Consider the following 24,616-nt stretch of genomic DNA (forward strand, 5'->3'; position numbering starts at 1 on the left):
GGATTTATTTTATTATGCATGTCTTATTTCTTGGAAATGGTTTTGATTTATACCATGGATTGAAAACTTCTTATAAAGATTTTTTATTGATACTTCAAAATATAACTGAGTTTAATAATGCTATTTCACGTTTTATAGATAATAAGAATACACAAGATAATGATAGTCACATTTTTGATGAGATATTTTTAGACGAATCGATTGAAGGCTCATCTGCTCATAAGATTTATGAGCTATTAAAAGATAATTCTTGGGCTAATTACTATGCTAACTGTAATGCTGATATTCAGGGGTGGATTGATTTCGAAAATGAAATGCTTCCTGCAATCAAATTAATGAAAGAAGTTTTTTGTAAAGATGTAAGAATGGTTTGGTGTACAGAAGATGATTGGGAGGCATCAATATCATTTGATTCTTATAAAGAGCGGGCGATGATGTTGTTGTGGCCGGAGTTTTTTGATGAAAGGGATGAATATTCATTTTTAATTAGAAATTCTTATTTTGATGCAAATTATGGGATTCTAAAAGCGAAAATTATAAAAAAAATGGAAGATGATTTAGATGATTTTATCACTGCATTTACGTTATATTTAAAAGAATTTGTTGAGAGACGTAATATAGAAAAATACAAGTGGATTAATGATATTAATCCTAATAGAATTATTTCATTTAATTATACAAGTACAGAACGTAACTATTTTGAAAAAATATCAGATTCAAGTTGCTCACATATTCATGGTTCAACATTTTATAAGAATATAGTTTTCGGTACTGATTTAATTGATGATGATGATAGCGACTTTGTTAATTTTAGTAAAAGATTTCAGAGATTATTTAAAGTGGGAGATTGCTCATATTTGGATTATTTAACAGAATCGGATGATTTTGCTTCTATAACTGATGCAAATCATTATGAATCCTTAACAGTTTCATTTATTGGTTGCTCTCTAGATAAGAATGATTCTTCGATTTTTCGAAGTTATATAGAAAAAGCTGATAAGATTAATGTTTATTGTTATGGTTTTAGCGGCTATAAATCTGCAATGGGAAATCTTATAAATATTTTTGGTCATGATAAAATCAGAGATTATCTTCATTGCAATGAAAATGGTGTTAAATTGAATTTTATTGATATAAAAAACCTTTCTATTAATGATGACACAACTATAATATGTGCGAGAGAATATTATAAAGACTCAAATAAATAAAGAAGAACTGGAGGTCTTGGGTTAGAGATTCAAATCACTTTATTGAATGTTTGAAAAATCGAACATTTAGTTTACAAAAGGGTTGTCCTATGATACATTTAATGTTGGTACTTTTTAACGTTTTGCCCTAATAAAAAGGGCGTTTAGAGGATTCTATATGGCGGTTTCGTATAAAAAATTATGGAAGACATTGATTGATAAAGGAATGAATAAGACTGAATTGCGTCAAAAAGCTCGTATTAGCAGTAGTACTATGGCTAAAATGACAAATGGCGAGGCAGTTACCCTTACAACAATTGAAAGAATCTGTGAGATTTTAGACTGTCAAATTGAGGATGTAGTAGAAATAGAAAAGGATTGCGATAGTAATCGCTAAGAGAATTATATGTTAGAAAAGATTTGTCCAGTACATAATGTGCCTGTGTATGGTGAGAAGTGTTCAAAACCAGGATGTTACGCGCGGCCAATAGTTTACACTACGATATATTGGTGCGATGAATGCAATGTTCCTTCCTTTGAACCGGAATGTTCATATTGTCATTCAAAATGCAAGTATGTTGCAACAGATTTGCGACCTGTTTTTCCTGAGGAAAAACTCTTATTAGGTATTTTATGGGGATATGAGAATCCGTTGGAATTGGATAACCATTCAGTATGGAATAGTAGCAGCGGATATTTCATAGACGGGGTAAAAAAAGAGTTAGTTATTAAAGAAGTTAATGCTCTGCCCCTTTCTGAAATTAAGATAATAAAAGAGAAATATGAAAAACTATTGCCTGATATTAATAGAACATACATTGATAGTATGGTTCAAAGATTTGTTGAGGTTAACAAAGATCGATATTTTGCAATTACAGATGAGGCAATAAATTATATTCAGAGCTTTCAAGATGAATATTCATTGGATGATATGTTTGTTTCTTTTAGTGGAGGAAAAGATTCAACGGTAACTTCAGATTTGGTTACAAAAGCTTATTCAACAAATAGAGTTACTCATATTTATGGAGACACGACTTTAGAGTTTGAGTCAACTGAGGCCTATCGATGTCGGTTTGCGGAATCACATAGGGTGCTTCGTGCTAAAAATTATGAAAAGAATTTTGAAGACTTGTGTGAAACGGTAGGACCTCCTAGTCGCGTTATGAGATGGTGTTGTACAGTTTTTAAAACAGGCGCAATAACGAAAAAACTGGAGCAAGTTTTTGGCGATAAAACGAATATCCTTACATTTTACGGTATTAGAAAAAGTGAGTCGGCATCTAGAAGTAAATATGATAGGGAAAGTGAAAGCCCAAAGATTACGAAGCAGACAGTTGTTTCTCCAATAATTGAATGGATTGATTTTGATATATGGTTATACATTTTAACTACTGGAATCGATTTTAACGAGGCTTATAAGCTGGGATATTCAAGAGTGGGGTGTTGGTGTTGTCCTAATAATGGCGCATGGTCTGAGTTTTTGTCTAAAGTTCATATGTTTGATAAGTATGAACACTGGAGAAACATGCTAGTTGGCTTTGCTAAGAAAGTAGGAAAACCTGATGCAGAAGAGTATGTAGATTCGGGAGCGTGGAAGGCACGTCAAGGGGGGCAAGGATTAGAAATAGCTAATACTTCGATTATAAAATTCGAACCTTGTGCCACTGAAGATAATGCATTCAATTATGAATTGCAAAATCTTATTACGGATGATTTGTACGAGTTATTTAAACCATTTGGATACATAAATAAAGAATTAGGAAATAAACGCCTCGGAGAAGTATATGTGCTTGATGCTAATGGTGAAGTGGTTCTTGTATTACAAGGACGCATAGGTACAAATCGGTTAAAAGTAACTATTAAGAAGACAAATATAGCTAGAGCAAATAATTTAGCGGCTGCAGAAGGAAAAATTAAATGTCAGTTGACTAAATATCAGATGTGTCTCGGTTGCAAAGCATGTGCGAGTGTTTGTAAACATAATGCTATTACAGTGCACACATTTGAAAGAGAAGATGACGAGCAGGATCTTGTTTATCAAATCGATGATGAAAAGTGCGTGAGATGCGGGCATTGTGTGGATCATTTTACAGCGGGATGTTATATGAGAAAGGTTCTGTGCATTAAGAGAGGAAATTTAGATGAAGATTAAAGGACATGAGAAGTTTGTTCTACGAGAAGGTTGGCTCACTAAAGGAATTAGAGGTGTATCCGAAGATGATCATCTTTTTTCGGGAAATGATGGCGCTGATAAGCTTGGTGTGGGAACTAATATGGTCAAGTCAATAAGATATTGGATGCAGGCGTTTGACTTACTTGATGAAGATAATAGAACTGGAGTAAGGCTAAACAAGTTTGGCGAAATCATTCTTGATAATGATTTGTATCTTGAAGATGATTTTACGTTATGGTTACTGCATTCACGTATCGCAAAAAATAGTGATAGAGCAACTACGTGGTACGTTTTTTTTAATAATGTTGATGCTGAGGATTTTTCAAAAGAAGAAATATTCGAACCGGTTAAAAGAGAATTATTGTTGCTTGCAGATAAGGAATTTCCGGATAAGTCTTTGGCTGATGACATAGATGTTTTATTGAATATGTATAGTCGTGAAAAAAAAGATGAAGATCCAGAAGATAAAAATGTATGTCCTTTGGTTGAACTTGGATTAATAAAGAAGGATGGAAATCGTTATGTTCGACAACAACCTGATTTGAGAAAATTTAGTGACTATATAATTCTATATGAGTTATCTAGCTTGTTGAATGGGAAGAAATCAATAAGTATTGATGTTATAGCTGATACGGCTAAACATATTTATCAATTAAATCGAGTTACGGTGAATAATATTTTAGACCGATTGGATTCTGCTGGATATATAAGAGTGGATAGAACAGCGGGGTTGGATTTGATATACCCAGATGAAATGATAGAGTCTGAAAAAGTTATAGAAGAATACTATAAAGGCAGGTAAAAATATGCCAAATATGAATGATTACATCAGCTTTAATAGCGATTTTAGGGATTCAGTGAATCTTTATTTAGATTTAAATAAACAGGAAAAAATAAATAGTTATTTGCCTACAAAATCATCTGTAGACATTTTAACACAGTATTTATCTGCCGTTGAAAATAACAGACAGCATGCAACATTATTAGTGGGCCCTTATGGAAAAGGAAAATCTCACTTATTACTTCTTATGCTAGCAATTCTTTCGATGGATAAGAATGATAAGGACAATGTTGCATTGTTACAAGGATTGTCAAAACGAGTTGCGAAAACAGATATAGAAACGGCTAAGAAGATAGACACAATTATAAAGACTAAAACTCGATTCCTTCCAGTTCTTATAATGAGTACACAGGGGGATCTTAATCAAGCGTTTATGGTTGGGCTAAACGATGCATTGAGAAGAGAGGGCTTAACTGAACTTACGCCAGAAACGTATTATACACATGCAATAGCAACGATTGATAGATGGAAAAGTGATTATCCAGATACATATGAAAAATACATTTCAGCTTTAAAAGAGCGAAAAATCTCCGAGCGTAATATGCATATGCAGCTAATGAATTGTGATGCAGATGCTCTTGAAGTTTTTAAGGATATTTATCCTGATTTAACATCAGGCGGAATTTTTAATCCGCTTGTTAATGCCGAAGTTTTACCAATGTATAAAAATATTGCAGATAAGCTTGTTGAGACAAAAGGTTATTCGGGTCTTTATGTTGTATTTGATGAGTTTAGTAAATTTATAGAAGGTCAAGACAAAGCGCACTCTGGTAATAACATGAAACTGATACAGGATGTTTGTGAGTTGGCAAATTCATCTAAAAGTACAAAAACATTTTTTACAATGATTGCGCATAAAAGCATCAAAGAATATGGTAAGTATTTATCTTCGGATATTATCAATTCTTTTACTGGTATTGAAGGAAGAATAAAAGAAGTATTCTTTGTAACTTCTACAAAGAATAATTATGAGCTTATTGAGAGTGCAATATTCAAGAAAGATGAAATTAGAAAAGAAAGACAATACCAAAAGTATGTAAATGCAGAAAGGGCAAAGGACTTCTTTGGGTTATTACCATTTTCTTCTACATTTACAAAAGAAGATTTCAATAAAACTGTTATGGATGGATGCTATCCATTAACACCAACCAGTGCATATCTTTTGCTTAATATAAGTGAAAAAGTTGCCCAGAATGAGAGAACATTATTTACATTCATTTCCAAAGAAGAACAGCATAGTATGGCGAAGTATGTTCTGTCTTCTAAACCTGGAAAAGAATGGATTATTAATGCTGACCTTATTTACGACTACTTTAAAAACATGTTTAAGAAGGATATTTCTAATGAGTTTATTCATAATGAATGGTTAAATGCGGAATATGCTTTGGCGCAAGTCAGTGATAGACATAAAAGACAATTGATTAAGACTCTTGCTGTTATAAACATAGTTAACAAGCCAGATGAACTTCCTGCTGATATTGATAGCTTACGTTTGGCTTCCGGGGTTCCAGATATTGAAGGAACGGTTAGTGCACTTGAAGCAAATGGATTGATTTATAAAAAAGGTTCAACTAATTGTTATGTATTTAAGACAAGAGCGACATCAGAGCTAAAAACTGAAATTAAGAAGAGAAAAGATTTAAGAGCAAGTAAGCCGAACTCAAATAGAGTTTTCTCAGATATTTCAGAAACACAGTATATCTTGCCAAAGAGATATAATTACAGCTATGCCATGACAAGATATTTCCGTTATGAGTATATGGATGTGGAAACATTCCTCTCAATAAATGACCTCTCCGTTATAACTAGCGACGGGGCTTTTTGTGATGGAAAAATTGTTGCATTATATGCGGAAAATGACGAAGATTATGCGGGTCAGATAGAGCGTAAGGTAAAGAATGCCAGTGTTCAGAATCTTATAGTTTTACTTGGAAATAAGTCTTTTGAATTGTCTGATCAAGTGCAGGAATATGAAGTTCTTCAAGATATCAAAGGTGATCCTGAATTTTTTAGACGAGATGGTTTTGAAGTACTTGAAAAAGAAATACCGGTAATTCAGGAAGATCTTGAAAAAGAGATTCTTATATTTTTAAACAATTGCTTTGGCCCACAAAGTGGAAGAAAAGTATACTATTTTGAAAAAGGAAAACTTCATGTTGAATCAGAAAAGAGCCTTTCTTCTGTGGCAGATGCTGTTGCATTTTCCGTTTATCCGGACTCTATTAGAATCAATCATGAATTAATTAATAGGGAAGCTTTGTCTACGCCTCAGATTAAAAAAGCTAGAAAAACCATAATCGAAGATTTAATTAATGGTGAAGACACAGATAAATACATGACTGGTACAAGTGCAGAAGCGACAATATATCGTGCAGTATTTGCAGGAACTGGCATCAGAGATGGCAAGTATGCGGATAAAGTAGAACCAGTTGTTTATATTTTTAGAAACTTCATATCTGAAGCTGGAGATAATAAAAAAAGCGTTAGCGAGCTGATAAAGAGGCTGACTACAGCACCTATAGCAATGAGAGGGGCTGTGATTCCTCTTTATTTAGCGTACTTTCTTGCGGAAAGAAATGAAGATATTGTTATCTATTTTGGGGATAAAGAAGTTCCTTTAAATTCGGATATTATATTGAATATGTGCGAGACGCCAGATGATTATAGTATTTTCATTTCCCTGGAGGATATTAAAAAGGAAGCATATATATCTGATTTAACCAAGCTATTTGTGGTTCAAGAAAAGAGCCGCAAATCGGATTCAAGAATAGAGAATCTTGTTGTTGGAATGCAACGTTGGTTTAGAGCATTGCCACAAGCTACGAAGAATATTAAGGACCAAAATATATATGTTAATGATGAATTGATATTAAAATCAATTCCTAAGGTTAAGAATCTTCTTCAAAATGTTGAAGCAAATCCATATGAAATACTCTTCATAGATTTGCCAAAGATATTTGGTACAACAAATTATAAAAAGATAGTCAAATATGTATCTGCTATGAAAATGTACTTAAACGGATATCTTGAGTGGATTACTGGAGAGGCGGCTCGTCAATCAATTTTAGTTTTTGATGATAAGGCTAAACAGAATCTGAATCATACTCTGCAAGAGTGGTATCAGAGACAAAGTGATTTTGCTAAGCAAGGATTACATTCAAATAAAATTACTGCGTTTATGCGTTGTATCGAAGAAAATCAGGCTTTTGATGATTCGGAAATAGTAAAAAAAGTCATACATGCAGTAACAGAAATGTATATTGACACATGGAATGATGCGTCATTGGAAAAATATATTGACGAATTAAAATTAATAAAAGATGAGATAGAAACGCTTGATGATTCTGCGAAAAATGACGGAAATTGTGAATTGAAGTTTATTAGTAAAAACGGTGAAGAAATTAAGTGTTATTACGAACCTGTCTCTGAAGGAACAGGCGCAATAATGAAGAATATCTTATCTGATACATTGGAAGACTTTAATGATTTAACTGTAAATGAAAAAGTGGCAATATTGCTTGAAATGATTGAAAAGCAATTAAGATAGGAGATGTCTATCAATGATTTATCTTGATAATGCTGCAACAACTTATCCTAAATCTGAAGCAGTATACCAGGCGCTGGATAATGCTAATAGAAATTTGGCGTTTAATGCTGGAAGAGGATCTTACAAAGTTGCAAAAGAATGCTCAAAACTCATAGATGATACAAAAAAAGCTCTTCTTAAATTAGTACATGGTAGAGGAAATGAAAGTGTTGTATTTACGGCATCCATAACTATTGCATTAAATGAAGTTCTGAATGGAATTGAGTTTTCAAAAGGAGACTATATATATTTATCGCCTTATGAACATAATGCAGTTGCAAGAACGGCAAGTCTCATCAGTAAACGAACGGGAGCAATAATAGAACTTTTACCTGTAAAAGAGGATACATTAGAAATTGATATTGAAAAGGTAAAATACGCATTTTCGTCTAAAAATCCGAAATGTGTATGCTGTACAGCGATAAGTAATGTTACGGGATATATTCTGCCATATTTAGACGTTTTTAATGTAGCAAAAGAGTATAAGGCTATAACAGTTTTAGACACGGCTCAAGCACTTGGTTTGATTGATATTGATATTCTAAAGTGCAAAGTGGATTTTGTAGCATTTGCAGGGCATAAGGCATTATATGGACCATTAGGTATTGGTGGTTTTATTGATGTAAATAGTGTTCCTTTAAATGAGTACATTGTGGGTGGTACAGGGAGTGATTCCTTAAATTTAGAAATGCCTAAAGCATCTCCAAATAAATATGAGTCGGCAAGCTCTAATATTGTTGCAATTGCAGCACTGAAGGTTGCGATTGAGGAGGCTCATATAGAGTTGGAAACATGTCCGGAAAAAGTGTTACTGGAGTATTTGATATCATGTTTATCAGACAATGAGAAGATTACAATGTATTTGCCAGTAGAGCAGTCGCGTATTGCTATCTTATCGTTGAATCTAGATGGATATAAAGCAGAAGATTTAGGCGTAATTCTGGATGAAGATTTTGATATAGCTGTTAGAACCGGATATCACTGCGCACCGTTCATTCATGATTTTTTGAATGATAAGAAATTTACGGGTACAGTCAGGATTGGAATTGGTAAATACAATTCGAAGAATGATATAGATGAATTGGTAAAAGCAATAGAAGAATTATGTGAGTAGGTGGGAATATGGGTTTTACGGAATTGACTTTGAAAAATGAATACCGAACATCAAATGATTCCGTTTCGGAGGATTTTTATAAACCTATTTTACGTTTGTCGAAGACATATGATCGTGCAGTTGGTTTTTTTTCTTCTTCTGGCTTAGCGAATATTGCGACTGGTCTATTGCCATTTATTAAGAATGGCGGAAATATGAGGCTGATTGCATCTCCAGTGTTAAGCCAAGAGGATATTACTGCAATCGAAGAGGGATATAAAAAAAGGGAAGATGTAATCGCGAATGCGTTATCAAGAGAGTTGGAAAATCCAGATAATTATAAGTATTCTAAGAGATTGAATCTTCTTGCTAATCTTATTGCAGATAATCGGTTGGATATTCGAATTGCTCTTACAAAGAAAAGTAATAAATATGGAATATACCATGAAAAAATGGGAATTTTCATGGACGGAGAAGGAAATGATATTGCTTTTTCGGGATCGATGAATGAATCAGTTACTGCGATGGAAGCTAATTATGAGGCGATAGATGTTTTTTGCTCTTGGAAGAGTCTAGACGAGAAAGAAAGAATAGAACAAAAAAAGGCTGTTTTCGAAGCTATATGGAATGGAACCGAAAATGGTGTCTTAACATGTGAATTTCCAGAAATAAAAGAGGAAATTCGCAATAAATATATGCGAAAAAAAGAGGATTACGAAGAAATATCAGAAGAAGAAATAGATTTAGAGATAGTAGAAGAAACAGATAATCAAAAAACTGAGGATGAAATATATGGCGCGCGTTTACCTGAAGGTTTCAACCTACATAACTATCAAGTAGAGGCTATTGATAATTGGGAAAAAAATGGCTATCAAGGAATCTTTGATATGGCTACAGGTACTGGAAAAACTTTTACAGGGTTAGGCGCTGTTGCAAGATTGTCTGAAGCAGTTGATGATAAACTTGCTGTTATTATCTGTTGTCCATACCAGCACTTGGTAGAGCAGTGGGTTGAAGATATTGTAAAGTTTAATATTAATCCGATAATTGGGTATGGGGATTCAAAGCAAAAAGATTGGAAGGATAGACTAAAAAATGCAGTACGTGATCAAAAGTTACACGTGAAGAAAAGAGAGTTTTTTTGCTTTGTAACAACAAATGCAACATTTTCAAAGGATTATGTACAAGAACAGATTAATAAGATAAAGGGCAACGCATTATTACTTGTTGACGAAGCACACAATTTTGGCGCAGACAATTTAAGAAAATTGATGTCAGAAAAATTTAACTATCGACTTGCATTATCAGCTACGCTTGATAGGCATGGCGATCCAGAGGGAACTCAAGCCTTATATGATTATTTTGGCACTAAATGTATAGAATATGATCTTGAACGTGCGATTGATGAAAAGAAGCTTACTCCTTATAAGTATTACCCAGTGATAGTATCTTTGTCAGATACTGAACGAGAATTACATGAAGATTTATCCCGACAGATAGCAAAGTGTTTAATTAAAGGCAGAAGTGGAAAGATTAAACTCTCAGAGAATGGGAAAAAACTCGCCCTTAAAAGAGCACGGGTTGTTGCGGGAGCTATTGCTAAGATAGATGCATTGAAAGAATATATACAGCCATATAGGAATGATAACTATTTGCTGGTATATTGCGGTGCGACAAAAGTGCTCGAAGTTGACAAAGATTCTACGGATGTTGATGAAGATGATATCAGACAAATCGATATGGTGACTGATTTACTTGGAAATCAAATGCATATGAAGGTCTCTCAATTTACATCAAGAGAAGATGTTGAAGAAAGGGAAGTACTAAAGCAGGAATTTTCAAAGGGAGAAAACTTACAGGCATTAATTGCTATTAAGTGTCTTGATGAAGGCGTAAACATTCCGAAGATTAAAGTAGCTTTTATACTGGCAAGCACTACAAATCCAAAAGAGTACATACAAAGACGAGGCCGAGTACTTAGGTTGGCTGAGAAAAAAGAGTTTGCTGAAATATATGACTTTATTACATTGCCTAGGCCATTAGATGAAGTCCCTATGCTAACTGAGGAACAAATGAAGAGGGAACTTAGTCTTGTAAAAAATGAATTATGTCGAGCAGAAGAATTTGCAAGATTAGCAATGAATAAGGTTTCGGCTATAACTGTATTGGATGAGATTAAGGAAGCGTACAATATTCAAGATTACGCTTTGGATTTCGAGGAGGTTTATTCTTATGGCGAATGAAAAAGTAGAAAATGTAAATGGAATTGAGATCGATGTTGAAAAAGCGCAACGCCTTATAAAAAGAGTTATTGTTAAGGAAAAAAGGAATCTTAGTACCAAGGAATTGGGTCCAGGTGCTATGGTAGACAAGATTAAAAAAATGATTGAGGAGGAAGTGGAATGTTATTAAAATCAATGAAATTAACTAACTTCCGTCAATTTAAAGAAACCCAGTCAATTGAGTTTTCTACGGATTCAGAAAAAAATGTAACCATTATCATGGGAGAGAATGGTTCGGGTAAAACAACTCTTGCCCAGGCATTTACATGGTGTTTATATGGTGATACAGATTTTGATGACAAGGTTGTTCTGAATAAGGCTGTTGCTAGAGAAATGGGCCCTAATAATGAGGCTACTGTTCGAGTCGAGTTAGCTGTTTTACATGCAGATTTTGATTATACGATGATTCGCGAGCAGAAATATACAACAGATAGTGTTGGCGAATTAAAACGTCCTAATAATCCTGTGTTTAAGATGGCATATAAAGGAAAAGACGGACAGCAGGAATTTGTTAGAGATAATGAGACTGAATTAAGAATGAAAGAAATTCTTCCAAAGGAATTGTCTCGATATTTCTTCTTCGACGGTGAGCGAATCGGGAATATGAGTAAAGAGATTCGTAAAGGAAAGAGTCAAGAGTTTGCAGAGGCTGTAAAAGGCTTGCTAGGTCTCAGTGCGTTTACTGCAGCATTAGATCATTTAAATGGTCGTTCTCAAAACACCGTTATTAAGAGCTATGCAAATCAGTATGATTCAAAAAGCGATTCAACTATTGCACAGTATCGTGCAGAAATAGATAAATATGATGCACGAATTGATGCAATAGAGGATAGATTGTCAGAAATCGATGATGAGAGAGTTCTTGCGGAGGAAAAGGCTGAAGAATTCGAAATTAAAATTCAAGAAAACAAGGATAGCGAGAAACTTGCGCAGGAAAGAAGCCGATTGAATGCCAAATTAAATGGCTTAAAGACAAGTAAAATTAAGAACACGTCAGGTTTGATTGATGTGTTTAATCGTCGTGGTGCTTCTTGGATGGCAACAAAGATGATTAATGATGCACTCGAAGAGCTTGCGTCTGCAGAAAAATTAGATACTGGGATACCGGATATTCATGCAAGAACAATTGAATATCTAATTAAGAGAAAAACTTGTATTTGTGGTGCGCCAATTGAATTCGGTAATCCAGCATATGTTGAATTGAATAAGGTACTAGATTATATTCCGCCAAAGAGCATCGGCACTTTGATAGGACAGTTTGTTCGTGAATGTGAGATGAAAAATAGAGCGGCTGCGGATACATTTGATATTATGTCTACACAATATAGTGAGTTACGCAATTTTGATACAGATTATGCGGATATAGTATCTGATATCGAAACGATTAATAAAAAGCTTGAAGGTATGCTTAATGTTGGTGAATTACAGAAAAAATACACCTTCTATAATGGAGAAGCAAAGAAGCTTATAAGAGAAAAAGAAAACCTTATTGAAGAAAAGGGTGGACTAAAAACGAAGCGAGAGCGTTATGAGACTCAAATAAACGAACTTGTTTTAAAGGACGACAATAATAAGCGTATTGCTTGTTTCCAAGCGTATGCTACTTATATGTATCAGTATTTATCACAGATATATAAAGAAAAAGAGACGGAGACTCGTGAGCAGCTTGAAAAGACCGTTAATGAGATATTTAAAAATATCTACAATGGAGGTTTTTCTCTTGCTATTGATGAAAAATATAATATTCAGATTATGGTTGATGACTTTGAAGGTTATTCAGGAGATGTAGAAACATCTACTGCTCAGAGTATTTCTGTTATATTTGCTTTTATTGCTGGCGTTATCAAGATGGCTAGAGAGAATAATAACGAGGAAAACTCGATGCTTACAACGGAAGCATATCCACTGGTTATGGATGCTCCATTATCTGCATTTGATAAGACTAGAATTCAAACGGTTTGTGACGTTTTACCTAAAGTTGCAGAGCAAGTAATCATCTTTATAAAGGATACTGATGGTGAAATTGCTGAAGAGCATATGGGTAAAAAGGTAGGTACTCGTTATAAATTTGAAAAGCACAATGAGTTTGAAACTGAGCTTGTTGGGAGGTAGATGACATGTTTGATAAAGAGTATTCGTTTAGGGGCACACATGCTGATAAGGTGGTGAAGCTTACTGCTAAATTTGATGATAAGAATTCCATTTTTAAGCGTAATTTAGATGTATATATGATGGCTCCAATAGTTGGTTTCCTATATCAAAGAAGAGCGGAAAGTAATAATGATGGTGACCAGAAGCCGACTAAGATATTTCCGGAACAGTTGATTGGTAATAAAGATGATTTAGCATTCAATTACAGGTTAATTATGTTGCTTGATAAAAATTATGAGCCTGAACTTGAGAGGCGTATTGATAAAGCATTTCGTCTTTATAATACAGATGAAGCTGCTGAAGATGAGAAGTTATTTGAATCTTATGTATTAGGTGGTGTGGATGTTTTGTATGAAAAGATTATTGGAAACGCAAGTAGTGCTGAAGGCTACATGAGTAATCTGTATGATTTTATGGAGGATATGGATGAACGTTACAATCAGACTATTGACGCGAACCGTATTGATGAACTATGTAAACTTGCAAAACGATAATAATTAAATAGGTTGAAATATGGCAGATAGAGATATAATTGCGTCTGTTGAACACAGCCTTGTGCAAAGATATAATGAGCGGGGATATCTTTTAGAAGATGAGGTAATAGACTGCTGCGTTGATCATGATTTGGACTTGGCCGAGATTGACGTAGTATGCGATAGATTATTAAAAAGAAATGTAATATTTAGAGAGTATGATCCTAACAGAGTTGAAGACGATTCTGACACAGATGATATATATGATCGTAGTCAGTTAGATTATGATGAGATTTTTGAGTCTATAAAAAGGGAATATCCTTCTTGTGAGAATTTAGTAGATCAGGTTAAAGCTATTTTACCTCCACAACATAAAGAATGGAGGACGTTAATAGGTGAGGCGCAAGCAGGAAATAGCTTTGCAAGAGACAGATTAATCCTTATGTATTTGAGAACATTACTAAAAAACGCGTTTGATTTTTCAAATACTTATTATTGTGATTTTGAAGATTGCTTTCAGAACGCGGTTATTGGATTGATAAATGCTATTGGGAAATATGATGTTACTAGCCCTGATAGTTTTGTATCATATTTTCCGCTTTGGGCAAGACAAGTGATGAATAGAGATTGCATTGTAAAAGGAACGTTATTTCGATTCCCAGTTCATTATAAAGAACAGTTTTTAGCGACAGTTAACGGCTTGAATGAAACCGAAATAGGATTTGATGCTGTTGCAAATATGGATCAGTTAATAATAGAGAATCAGTCAAAAGAAGATTTTTTGGATGATATTTATAACGCGCTAGATGACGCGTTTTCAATGTTTTTTCAGGCTGAATATGAGCAAATGGCCAATGGAAAATATAATTATAATCATATACTTCCGTATTTGCCTGTTTTTGATGTTTTTGTTGGCGAAGAAGATATCACAGATAAGATAATTGCAGATGAAAAAGCTTCTTCAATCAGGGATATATTAGATTCTTGCCTTAATGAAAGAGAACGTGATGTTGTTATGATGCGATATGGTTTGGATGACGATGAACCAAAGACACTTGAAGCAGTAGGGAATGCTTTTGGAGTCACAAGGGAAAGAATTCGTCAGATTGAGAGCAGAGCTATGAGAAAGTTAAGATTAAAATATAGAGTTCCGGTGACTTAATCAATAATAATATGTAGAAAGGACAGCAAAGACGGAAATCTTTAATGAGTATAGGTGATTAGAATATGGAAGCCAAAGGGTCAATTGATTTTGTGAAAAATATGCTTTTTTCTGAGGTGGGAAAAGCTAGATATGATACGTTTTGTATTGATAAAAATAAATGGGAGACATTCGAAACTAGTTTTAGGTTTGAGAAAAAAAGTGGAGGACTGTAAAATTTTTCCAAGATGACGGAAACGTGAATCCATTATTAAAAACTGTGAAAGAAAATTCTGGGGTGTTTATGTGTTTGATTAAACCAGATTCAGAGAAAGTGCCATTAGTAAACTATGAATTTTTAATGTTTGTTGATGGTACTACAACAAGCGTCCGTGATGCTTTGGAAGATTTTGTGCAAACAAGATTAAGCTCGTATTTACATAATCCTGAGATTCGCAGTTTGTTTGCGGAATATGAAAAGTATTTGTATGTATCATACTATATAGATGGTTATACTAGCCATGTCAATGAATTAAAGAAAAAGCTTATAGACTTGATAAATCCTCAGATAAAAATTTCCAAAAGAATGGAGAAAGGAAGTACAGAAAATGGATTCGAAGAATAAAGGCATATTATTTAAACCTGCAATAAAGGGAGTTATGGGGAAATGGCATATTTTAACTATTAAGCCTATGAGTCAGTTCAAAATGAAAAAATATAACAATTTGGAAGGGGAATAAGAAGATGAATCTTGAGAAATCAAAAATTGAAAGTATAGGAGATATTATAAAAAATGGTTCAAAGGATACTAAGCAGTTAGTTTTAGACATTACTTTTTATCAGCGACCATATCGTTGGAAAACGGAAATGATAGATAAGCTGTTTAGTGATTATATTGAGAATAGAGCACACGCAGCATCAGATAAAGATGATAAAGAAAAGGCTAAACAGTACTTTTTGGGAGCGGTTGTACTTGTAGAAAAGAAAGATGACCAAAAACAAGCGGAATTTGAAGTGGTTGATGGACAACAACGTTTAACTACAATATATCTTATGAATTATTTAAAATTCTGTTTGCTTAGGTGCAGAATTGATGAAATGATTCAGTTTAATCCCTCAAATATAAAGCAGGAAATGGAAATGATGATTTCTTGTTATAATAGTTTTGTTGGAAAAAAGAATGCGTCAAAGATGAATACAATGAAGGTTAAGTTGTATCAGATTATAGATGCACATGGCGCTGCTGCATGGGATAAAAAAGAAATTGAAAAAATAACAAAGACATATCGTAAGGCGGTAGGTCTTCCGGCAAAAAAAGATTTGAGCGATATTGAGACGTATTATAATGAGTGTGTTGTTACAAATGAAAAGTTTTTAGAAAAAGAAAAATTTTGCTTAGATTATTCATATGAAGAGTATACTGAAAGCTTAAGGGAAGCCTTAAAAAGTATAGTAATCATTTATTCAAATACGATGAGCCCTGATTGGCAGCTTATTCCATATGATGACGAAGAAGAGTGGCCATTTGCAAATAGAGCAATTGATATATTAGCGGGATTGTCAGATTATCAGCAAAAGTATGAGCCTAGTACTAATCCGGAAGATGTTATTAGGGTGTATATTAATTTGTTAGATGAACTTATTAATAAATTAAATGTATGTGAAATAATCACTACTAAGGCTGATGATGCATATAAGTTGTTTGAAACTCTGAATGATAGATCAGAAGGTGTTTCAGATTTGGAGTTAATGAAGGATTACTTTTATAAGTATTATGTCAAAAAATCAGGAGAGGGCAAACGTAATATAAACTGTAAATTAAAAGATTTGGACAAAGTTTGGGTTGAGAGCCTAAATAAATATGAAAAAGAGGAACGTTTTTGGATAGCATATTGTTCTACTGTTTACATAACAGGCAAAACTGATATAAAAAAGAATGATTCTCTTACTAAAGCTATTGATGCATATCTTTCTGATTATTGTTCGAATTCAAAATATAGTGCTTCAGATATAGAATCAGATTTTAATGTTTTTAAATTAGTTGCAGAAACAATTCATTATGTTAGTGGCGGTTCATTTAAAAATATTGCATTTAAAACTGAAAATGCACCAAAAGATTCTATTGTTAAACGTACGTTGGCTTTATTATTACAGTTAGATTATAAAGCTATAGGAGCAGCCATCGTTTGCGATATTTTGTTTAATTATGAAGTGAACTGTCACACTTTGAAATATTCAGATTATCTGGATGAGATATTTGATGAGGATATATGTATCAAAAAACATAATACTTTATGGGAAGAAGCGAATGTAGTATGGAAAACAACTATTTTAGCTGAAGACTACACATTTCCTAAGACGTTTACAGATGCAATCATCCAAAATAGAAAGAAAAAAAATGTTGGAACTGTTTCTACAACTGCTGCATGCGTTGCAATAACACCGACGCAGCAAGCTGAACTTAAGAAGTGTTTTGAAGAATGGGCGTCAACTTGGACGTACAGAAAAAATGTGAAGGAAAAGCAGAAAATTAAGTTGCTATTTTTCCATCTTATGCTTAAATATTCGTACGTTTCATCGAAAACCAAAACTGATGCTGAGCTTACGTATAATAAAACCACAGCAGTTACATTCCCACCGGCTGTATTGAGTCAGGATTTAGATCACATTGAGGGGGAGACTAAACATACAGGACGAGAAAAAGAGTTTTATAAATATGATGATAAAACTAGGTTGAATGAAATTAATAGCATTGCTAATATGATGATTTTGGATCGTACAAACAATGTAAAAAAACAGAACCCACCGATGGTTGAAGGTATAGATTATTATAAGAAAAATTGTACACCACATTGGTTGATTAATGAAATCGAGAAACTATTTGATGCAAATAAAACAACAAATGTGCATGGGTTTACAGTTCCTAAAAATGATTTCTTTGATAAACGTACTTCAAGATTGTTGGAGTATTTTTATAAAATCGTGTCCATGAGCGATAGTACACATTCAAATGTACCGGTATCTAAGCTTTAAATTAATAAAAGGAACTTATGGTAGATATAGTATTTCTTCAAGGTGTATTTGTTTCGAGTTCTGTTGCGATAATATTACATTTGGGCCAACTGATTAAAAAGTTAGATTATATAATTATATATGCTTGTGGAAAGGCAATAAATCGCTTGTTGCCACTTAACACATAACCTATAATAGAATCGATATTAGGAAAAGGAGGTAGTTGCCTATGTACAATTACTCAAACTCCCTCCACATTGTGGAGGCCTAATCTCGATTCGCGGGTTGAAGCGAAGCTTGCCCGCTCTTATACATTAGCTGCAGGCTTGCCCTGCAGCACTTTTTATAGAGTTCCATCGACGAAGCCGATTACAATTCTTCCTTACTCGCGATAGCGAGTGGTCTGTGGAGCTTGGGCAGACCTGGCCCTGGAAGGGCCTGCTAGGAATAGTACAATAATAAAAACTAGGACGGATAATATTTTTATGAACATACAAATCTTTGGCACCAAGAAGTGCAACGATACAAAGAAAGCAGAACGCTTTTTCAAAGAGCGTGGCATCAAATATCAGTTTATCGATATGAAAGAAAAAGGCATGAGCAAGGGTGAGCTAACATCTGTTGCTTCTGCTAATGGTGGTATCGCAAATATGGTTAACGTAAATGCGAAGGACAAGGATGCTGTTGCTTTGTTTCAGCATATTGCAGATGAGGACAAGCTTGTGAAGCTAGTCACTTGGCGCTATGAGTCCACTTGAATATAGACGTAGTCTTGGATTAATTGCTTAGTCCAGGAAAACGTCCGCATCCTCAGAGGTAAAAAAAATTCATTGACATTTATAAATTTAATCCTATAAAATTTTCAAAAATCAGCCCTAAAGTTTTAGTAACTTTAGGGCTGTTGCATTATGTAAAAAAAATACATATTCTTGAATTCAACCATCCGTTTAATGCTTTTTCAAATTTTATAAATTACACTTTATATATACAAAACGGATAGTTATTTAGGAGGTAACAAAAATGGAAGCAAAAATGTTAACACCAGAAGAAAAGAATGAACTAAAACAACTATTGTGTTGTGCGTTACAAGATATGAAAACCAAAACTGCCGAAAACGGAGATTGTACGTATAAAGTGCCATATAGAGATGAAGTATTCTTTGTTGAAATTAGCGATGAAGATTTAGAAAAGGTTGCTCGCTTAGCCATTGAGATGTTGGAGGAATTAAAATCATTAGCAAATTCTAAATATAACCGTAAAGAAATGGATGATCTTCTTAATAAGGCAAATAACGAAGATAGTGCTATAAGAACCGTACTTATATATGAGTCTATCCAAAACGATAAACTAAAGGAACTGGCTAATGAAGCAGCAGAGATTATGAGAGTAGGAGGTGCCTATTGGATGCTAATAGCAAGACCAGCTCTTTCGACAGCCCTCTTTGTTATTCTTAATGGAATAATAGATTGCTTTGATGACGAAGATATGTATAACGGTACCGCTTATTTATTATTAAGGGCAATACTTTCTATGCATAAAGTACCTATTGATCAGGAGGATGATACTGTTGGAAAACAAGAATAAGCTTTGTCCCATCGACGAGCAAAAGACTTGCAAAAATATAAAAGCCCTGATGGAAGAAAGAAACATTACACCGCTTCAGATTAAAGAAGCACTACATTTAGGTAGCGTTCAGGCTGTTTATAAGTGGATTGGTAGAAATCGTAGCTACATTCCATCAACAGAGAATTTAGTGCTTCTAGCACAGCTTTTTGAATGCAAGGTAGATGACATCATTGTATATAAAAAATAAGACAAGGAGGTCTTGTTATGGCAAGGGCTGATGAAGATATTCTGTATGAATTATACATCAAACTTGGGAAGTCAGCTAAGAAAACCAATAATAAGGGTAAAACAAAAGCCGACACTGAACAGTTAAAGGGATTTTTAAACAGAGTTCCGACGCATCTTCTATATTTAGATGAAATGAACTTACCACAGGCAGAAATCAACAAATATTTGAAAAAAGCAAAACTAATGTTTTTTAGCTACTCGACGATTAAAAATCGCCATCCAGAGTTAGTATCAGCCTGCCTTGCCAATAAAATGGATCAGTTAGTTCATTCTATTGCGAGAAATGAAGCCACGATGGTTTCTAATTTTAGAACTCAAGAGCTTGGTGGCGAGCGATTTGATATTGATTCTCTTTTCGTAGGCAATAATTATTTTAAGCAATTACTTCATTTTTCTGCAGTTGAGGTAATAAAAAAGATACTAAATGAGAATATAACTTTTACGTCGGTAGGTAAAACAAATATTTTATATATTTCTGAAACTGGCAAAAAATATCATAAAAAGGATTGTCCTTACTGCAAAGGTAAGTTATTAAAGCCTGCAACCCGAGCAGTTATAAATAATTTAGAGCTTACTCCTTGTAAATGTATTAAGGATGAAGAGGAAAGAATCAGGCTAAATGATACCTATAGAACAATTTTTATAGATGAATCAATCCATACCGTAGCTTGGAATGAAAATGGTCTCCCAGGGAATGCTGGTAGCTATAGTTACCTGATATGCAAAGGTTTATTAGATGATGAATCGCAAATCACACCAGCTATTACTATTGCCTCGGGGGTAGAGTATGTTCCTGAAATGCAACATACCGAAAAGGTTACAAAAACAGCAATAGGTAAAGTCATGATGATAGCTGCGTTTGATTATGACTTTAAGGGTAATATTAAGATTTTTACCGATAATAAAGGTGCTATGCAGACTTGGCAAGAGGAGAAGAAGAATATACGAATAGCAGAGCTTTTCGAGTCTGTAACTGTTCAGTTTGTTCCACGCGAGAAAAACACTACAGCAGATGCTATTGGTAGAACTCATATGTGCCTCAAAATACCAATTGATAAATATAGTGATATAAAAAACAAGTATGATATGTATGACAGATTGGTAAAACATAAAGATCATCTTGAAAGTCAGCTAAAAACTGAGGAGACTACAGTAGCAGAGCTTAAAGAGCAGTTGGAGAATAATAAAGATGTGATTGAAAAGCTAAAAGAAGAAAATTCATGCTTGCAGTCTAATCAATCATTTTTAAGAACGTTTATTAATAGTATTAAAGCATGGCTTTATGAAAAACAGTCTTCACAAGTTGTTTTGAGCAAATAAGTGATAAACATGGAGTTATTCAACTATCCGTTGAATAGCTTCCTTACTATTTTGCTTTAGAATTAAACATATAAGAAAAAGCTACACGAGGAAAATAGCAATGGAGAAAAAGTTACATTTAACATCTGAGTACGATTTAAGTTTCGATGATGAAAATAAAGAAATACTTCCAAAGATAGAAAGTACCACTCCTGACGATACCTGTAGGAACTATCTAAAATGGCTACTTAATATTTATGTGCGCCCAGGAATATTTTTTGGTTCAACCCAAAATATATGCTATAACTACATAGCAATTTTTACACTAGGATATAGGATGGCACTTAATCCATCCACAGACACTCCATTTAGTGCGCTAGAATATAAAATTCAAAAATCTCTTCCTAAAAAGATGTGGGATAAAGACTTTAGGCACACTCAAGAGAGCTTTAGTTTATATTTTGAAAGATTGATAAAGGTGATAAAAGAGAACTATCCTCAGTACATGGATTTGATAAGAACAATAGTAGGAGATTAGTTATTATGAATGAAACAATGGAAACAATGACAATAATAGTAATATTAATAGTGTTTGTGATAGGCGTAATAATATGGGTATTAGGTTATATGATTACAGTCTCTGAAATTAAGGACGAATATCGTAAAAAGAACTATTTAGAACATGAAATTGTACGATACTATTCCCTGTGCACAGGAAATCTAACAAAACCATTAATATACAATACGCTAGAGGAATCTGAAATATTTGTAAAAATTGTAGAGGGCGAAGATAGTAACATTAGTGTAATGACAAATCTCTTATTAATTGTTGAGGAGCTGAAAAGGCAAAAGGATTATAAAAAAGAATTGGATGCTGTTACAGAGGAAAAACTCCAAGCTATTTGTCTTACAGAAAAAATGCTTATTGAAAAGGGTGTAAAATCACAACATAGACGCAAGAAGATAAATACAGATTATATATGGAATTATTGGGTTCTTTAAATTTTTTATACACTAAAAGACAAGGATAGTATGCTATGAGAACAAGGAAAGAAATTGTTGGTGAAAATATTAAGGGGAAACGTGAAAAGAAGACCCTTACTCAAAAGGATTTTGCTAGACTTCTTAATATATCAAATGTAACTTTGTCTACTTATGAGAGTGGCCGTACCATGCCAAAACCCGCAATAATAGAACGAATGTGCGAGATACTTGGGTGTCGTAAGGAAGAACTTTTGGGATTAAATTATGATGGCAGCGTTAAAGACAGACAAAAGAGGATGCTTGATGAAATATTTGACAATTTAAGTGAAGATAGCAGGCATCTTCTTTTAGTTCGAGCAAAGGAACTAGAACGTTATGATAAAGATATTTACAGTTATAAGAGGAAAATTTCATAGAGAGGGATACAATGTATGAAATATATATATAGCGAGGATGAAAGAACAATCAGACGACAAGGAATGTCGATTTTAAAGGAAAAGCTTGGTGTAGAGGGGGTGCTTAGATTTCTATCAACAATTAATGAAGAATATGAAGAATATCTTTCTGAATATGATTCTAAAAAGGATAGACCTGATTTCGATTATCTAGATTATATCATAGAAGGTCTTGAAAAATGGGAAGATACGATGTCAGAGTATTTAGTAAATACCTCAGAACAAAATGACTTAATTGAGAATGATTCATTGGGACGGTGGCTTACTATTTCAACACGTAATTATGGCCTTTTTAGTAAAGATACGTGGTCATCTAAAGAACTTTTTTCAATTTTAGAGAAATATGTTGAGGAGGACCAATGACTTCCTTTAAAAAGTAAAGAAATACTGGAAACAGAGATAATTCCATGCTTAAATGATAAAGGGCAGCTTCTTTCAGATAATGATAAGCGATTGCTTTTATACTATGAAGAGTTTCAAAAGTTTTTAGAGGAAGGTAAAGAATAGATATGTATAAATTTGTTTATGGAGATATTTTTACACAAAATACAAATGTTATAGTAATGCCTGCTAATCCTAAGCCTGTTATTGGAAATGGCATAGATAAAGAAATATATAAAAGAGCTGGTGCCGAAGAATTACTTAAAGCTAGACAAGAGATAGGTGAACTTAAATACGGTGAAGTGAAGGTTACTCCAGCGTTTAATTATGATGCCAATTATATTTTTCATTGTGCATCACCTAAGTGGATTGATGGAAAACATGATGAAAAAGAATTATTAGCTAAATGTTATAGAGATTCTATAGAACTTGCCAAACAAATGGGAAGCCGCATTATCTTTTTTCCTCTATTATCTTCAGGAATGCAAGGCTTTCAGTATGATTTAGCAAAAGACATAGCAGAAGAAGTCTGTAAAGACTATGAAGAGGATAATAGTATAGACATCCGTATATTTCTTAGAAAAAGGTTATCATCTGGAAATCGTTATGATAGAAAAAGTCTTGAGTTTTACATAGAAACACATACATATCCTGATAATATCGAGGAAATATATAAGCAATATTTGTCTTTTATGAAAAACATGCCTGAAGATCATGAAATTAGCATGAATGCTGAAATAATGCGCCTTCAGGTCGAAAACAAACGAAAAGAACAGGAGCAAATAAATGCGGTAAAAAAGAAAGCGGAGAAAAGAAAAAATAGTTCTGCTGTAGATTATATTGTCTATCAATATTGCAGGATGCAATATAAATCCCTGAGTGATTTTAGCTTTAATGAAACAGACGATGAGTTTCCTTCGTTTGAGGATTTATATGAAAAGTATAAAGAACGCTGTAATCTGAAAAACGATTCTAAGGTAGCTGAAAGGTGCAATCTTAATCGAGATACTATTTCTAGAGCAAAAAAAGCAACACGAGGAATTAGTCGTGATACACTATTTGCGCTTTCCTTGGGGCTAAGATTAAGCTGGGAGGAAGCTGAAGAGTTTTTTATTTCTTGTGATAAAGCAATATATACAGACTATCAGCTTACAGAAGCTGAGAAAAGAAGAGAAAACGTTTTCAGATTTTGTTTAAAACGTGGAGTATATGATATAGCGGAGATTAATGAATATCTTTTCGATAGTAACATGCTTATATTAGGAAATAATGCTGTTGCATAGTTTTTAAATAATATATTTTGGGAGTGGATTTGTTGCCAATGTGGCAACAAAACCGCTCCTTTTTCTTTCTATAATTCTATGTGTAATAGGCAAGCACAAACATTTTGTTTGTGCCAAGCAGTAGAAATTATGGAAAGGAGGCCATTGTATGAGTCTTAGAGTAATAGATATCGAAGCAACTAAAAAACGTTTAGCTGAAATGTTTGAGGACAAGGGGCTAACTCCAAGAATTATCCAAAGAGAGCTGCAGCTTGATAGCATACAAGCAGTATACAAATGGACGGGCAAGGGAAAGACGGTCCCATCATTAGATAATCTGATACTTTTGGCAAAGCTTATGGATTGTCAAATAGAAGATATGCTGGTTTTAACGGAATTATAAAAACTAGTAAAAAGAGCTTACTAATGACTGTATTGAAAG

Annotated in this window: 24 protein-coding genes and 1 pseudogene; all 25 read left to right on the forward strand. The window is 33.7% G+C overall.

Annotation, left to right across the window (positions count from 1 at the left end; translation table 11 throughout):
- Nucleotides 1-14 precede the first annotated feature (14 nt).
- The 25 genes and pseudogenes from T375_RS09665 to T375_RS09775 all read left to right on the forward strand — a co-directional run bounded on the left by T375_RS09665 (nt 15) and on the right by T375_RS09775 (nt 24,577).
- On the forward strand, nt 15-1,208 hold the full coding sequence (locus T375_RS09665; RefSeq protein ID WP_044937793.1) for an AbiH family protein: 1,194 nt from the start codon (nt 15-17) through the stop codon (nt 1,206-1,208).
- Between the two features lie 157 nt (nt 1,209-1,365).
- On the forward strand, nt 1,366-1,584 hold the full coding sequence (locus T375_RS09670) for a helix-turn-helix domain-containing protein (protein WP_044937795.1): 219 nt from the start codon (nt 1,366-1,368) through the stop codon (nt 1,582-1,584).
- A 9-nt stretch (nt 1,585-1,593) separates the two neighbouring features.
- A complete protein-coding gene (locus T375_RS09675) occupies nt 1,594-3,339 on the forward strand; it encodes a phosphoadenosine phosphosulfate reductase domain-containing protein (RefSeq protein WP_081822027.1) in 1,746 nt (581 codons plus the stop codon).
- Nucleotides 3,329-4,162: a DUF4007 family protein gene (locus T375_RS09680; protein WP_044937798.1), complete on the forward strand. Its 834-nt coding sequence runs from the start codon at nt 3,329-3,331 to the stop codon at nt 4,160-4,162. Before T375_RS09675 ends, T375_RS09680 begins: the two co-directional genes overlap by 11 nt.
- A 4-nt stretch (nt 4,163-4,166) precedes the next feature.
- The gene (locus T375_RS09685) at nt 4,167-7,748 is read left to right on the forward strand and encodes a hypothetical protein (protein WP_044937800.1); all 3,582 of its coding nucleotides are present in this window, start codon (nt 4,167-4,169) and stop codon (nt 7,746-7,748) included.
- A 13-nt stretch (nt 7,749-7,761) separates the two neighbouring features.
- Nucleotides 7,762-8,901, forward strand: a complete 1,140-nt coding sequence (locus tag T375_RS09690) for an aminotransferase class V-fold PLP-dependent enzyme (protein WP_044937802.1) — start codon at nt 7,762-7,764, stop codon at nt 8,899-8,901.
- An 8-nt stretch (nt 8,902-8,909) separates the two neighbouring features.
- Nucleotides 8,910-11,123, forward strand: coding sequence for a DEAD/DEAH box helicase family protein (locus tag T375_RS09695; RefSeq protein ID WP_044937804.1), 2,214 nt, complete (start codon nt 8,910-8,912; stop codon nt 11,121-11,123).
- A complete protein-coding gene (locus T375_RS09700; RefSeq protein WP_044937806.1) occupies nt 11,113-11,292 on the forward strand; it encodes a hypothetical protein in 180 nt (59 codons plus the stop codon). The genes T375_RS09695 and T375_RS09700 overlap by 11 nt, the downstream gene beginning before the upstream one ends.
- Nucleotides 11,283-13,274 (forward strand): AAA family ATPase, encoded by a 1,992-nt coding sequence (locus T375_RS09705; RefSeq protein ID WP_044937808.1) that lies wholly within the window; start codon nt 11,283-11,285, stop codon nt 13,272-13,274. The genes T375_RS09700 and T375_RS09705 overlap by 10 nt, the downstream gene beginning before the upstream one ends.
- A 5-nt stretch (nt 13,275-13,279) precedes the next feature.
- Complete coding sequence (locus T375_RS09710; RefSeq protein WP_044937810.1) at nt 13,280-13,807, forward strand: hypothetical protein; 528 nt, start codon at nt 13,280-13,282, stop codon at nt 13,805-13,807.
- A 19-nt stretch (nt 13,808-13,826) separates the two neighbouring features.
- Complete coding sequence (locus tag T375_RS09715) at nt 13,827-14,948, forward strand: sigma-70 family RNA polymerase sigma factor (RefSeq protein ID WP_044937812.1); 1,122 nt, start codon at nt 13,827-13,829, stop codon at nt 14,946-14,948.
- Between the two features lie 65 nt (nt 14,949-15,013).
- Nucleotides 15,014-15,163, forward strand: a complete 150-nt coding sequence (locus T375_RS13605; RefSeq protein WP_155952498.1) for a hypothetical protein — start codon at nt 15,014-15,016, stop codon at nt 15,161-15,163.
- A gap of 68 nt (nt 15,164-15,231) precedes the next feature.
- Nucleotides 15,232-15,552 carry a hypothetical protein gene (locus T375_RS09720; RefSeq protein ID WP_044937814.1) on the forward strand — a complete coding sequence of 107 codons (321 nt, stop codon included), beginning with the start codon at nt 15,232-15,234 and terminating at the stop codon, nt 15,550-15,552.
- Complete coding sequence (locus tag T375_RS13840; RefSeq protein ID WP_256377541.1) at nt 15,536-15,667, forward strand: hypothetical protein; 132 nt, start codon at nt 15,536-15,538, stop codon at nt 15,665-15,667. Before T375_RS09720 ends, T375_RS13840 begins: the two co-directional genes overlap by 17 nt.
- 4 nt (nt 15,668-15,671) lie before the next feature.
- On the forward strand, nt 15,672-17,960 hold the full coding sequence (locus T375_RS09725; RefSeq protein ID WP_044937815.1) for a DUF262 domain-containing protein: 2,289 nt from the start codon (nt 15,672-15,674) through the stop codon (nt 17,958-17,960).
- Nucleotides 17,961-18,424: 464 nt separating this feature from the next.
- A pseudogene (locus T375_RS09730) lies at nt 18,425-18,673 on the forward strand (glutaredoxin domain-containing protein); the annotation flags it as partial.
- Nucleotides 18,674-18,959: 286 nt separating this feature from the next.
- Complete coding sequence (locus tag T375_RS09735) at nt 18,960-19,523, forward strand: hypothetical protein (RefSeq protein ID WP_044937818.1); 564 nt, start codon at nt 18,960-18,962, stop codon at nt 19,521-19,523.
- Nucleotides 19,507-19,752 carry a helix-turn-helix domain-containing protein gene (locus T375_RS09740; RefSeq protein ID WP_049960388.1) on the forward strand — a complete coding sequence of 82 codons (246 nt, stop codon included), beginning with the start codon at nt 19,507-19,509 and terminating at the stop codon, nt 19,750-19,752. The genes T375_RS09735 and T375_RS09740 overlap by 17 nt, the downstream gene beginning before the upstream one ends.
- Before the next feature lie 17 nt (nt 19,753-19,769).
- Nucleotides 19,770-21,113, forward strand: coding sequence for a ribonuclease H family protein (locus tag T375_RS09745; RefSeq protein ID WP_044937821.1), 1,344 nt, complete (start codon nt 19,770-19,772; stop codon nt 21,111-21,113).
- Between the two features lie 100 nt (nt 21,114-21,213).
- Complete coding sequence (locus T375_RS09750) at nt 21,214-21,630, forward strand: hypothetical protein (protein ID WP_044937823.1); 417 nt, start codon at nt 21,214-21,216, stop codon at nt 21,628-21,630.
- Nucleotides 21,631-21,635: 5 nt separating this feature from the next.
- Nucleotides 21,636-22,094 (forward strand): hypothetical protein, encoded by a 459-nt coding sequence (locus T375_RS09755; RefSeq protein WP_044937825.1) that lies wholly within the window; start codon nt 21,636-21,638, stop codon nt 22,092-22,094.
- Between the two features lie 35 nt (nt 22,095-22,129).
- Nucleotides 22,130-22,492, forward strand: coding sequence for a helix-turn-helix domain-containing protein (locus T375_RS09760; protein ID WP_044937827.1), 363 nt, complete (start codon nt 22,130-22,132; stop codon nt 22,490-22,492).
- A gap of 15 nt (nt 22,493-22,507) precedes the next feature.
- Nucleotides 22,508-22,894 (forward strand): hypothetical protein, encoded by a 387-nt coding sequence (locus tag T375_RS09765; protein WP_044937829.1) that lies wholly within the window; start codon nt 22,508-22,510, stop codon nt 22,892-22,894.
- A gap of 146 nt (nt 22,895-23,040) precedes the next feature.
- Nucleotides 23,041-24,195 carry a macro domain-containing protein gene (locus T375_RS09770; protein ID WP_044937831.1) on the forward strand — a complete coding sequence of 385 codons (1,155 nt, stop codon included), beginning with the start codon at nt 23,041-23,043 and terminating at the stop codon, nt 24,193-24,195.
- Nucleotides 24,196-24,343: 148 nt separating this feature from the next.
- A complete protein-coding gene (locus T375_RS09775; protein WP_044937833.1) occupies nt 24,344-24,577 on the forward strand; it encodes a helix-turn-helix domain-containing protein in 234 nt (77 codons plus the stop codon).
- Nucleotides 24,578-24,616 lie beyond the last annotated feature (39 nt).

This window comes from Pseudobutyrivibrio sp. LB2011 (genome assembly GCF_000701765.1).
Classification (GTDB): domain Bacteria; phylum Bacillota; class Clostridia; order Lachnospirales; family Lachnospiraceae; genus Pseudobutyrivibrio; species Pseudobutyrivibrio ruminis.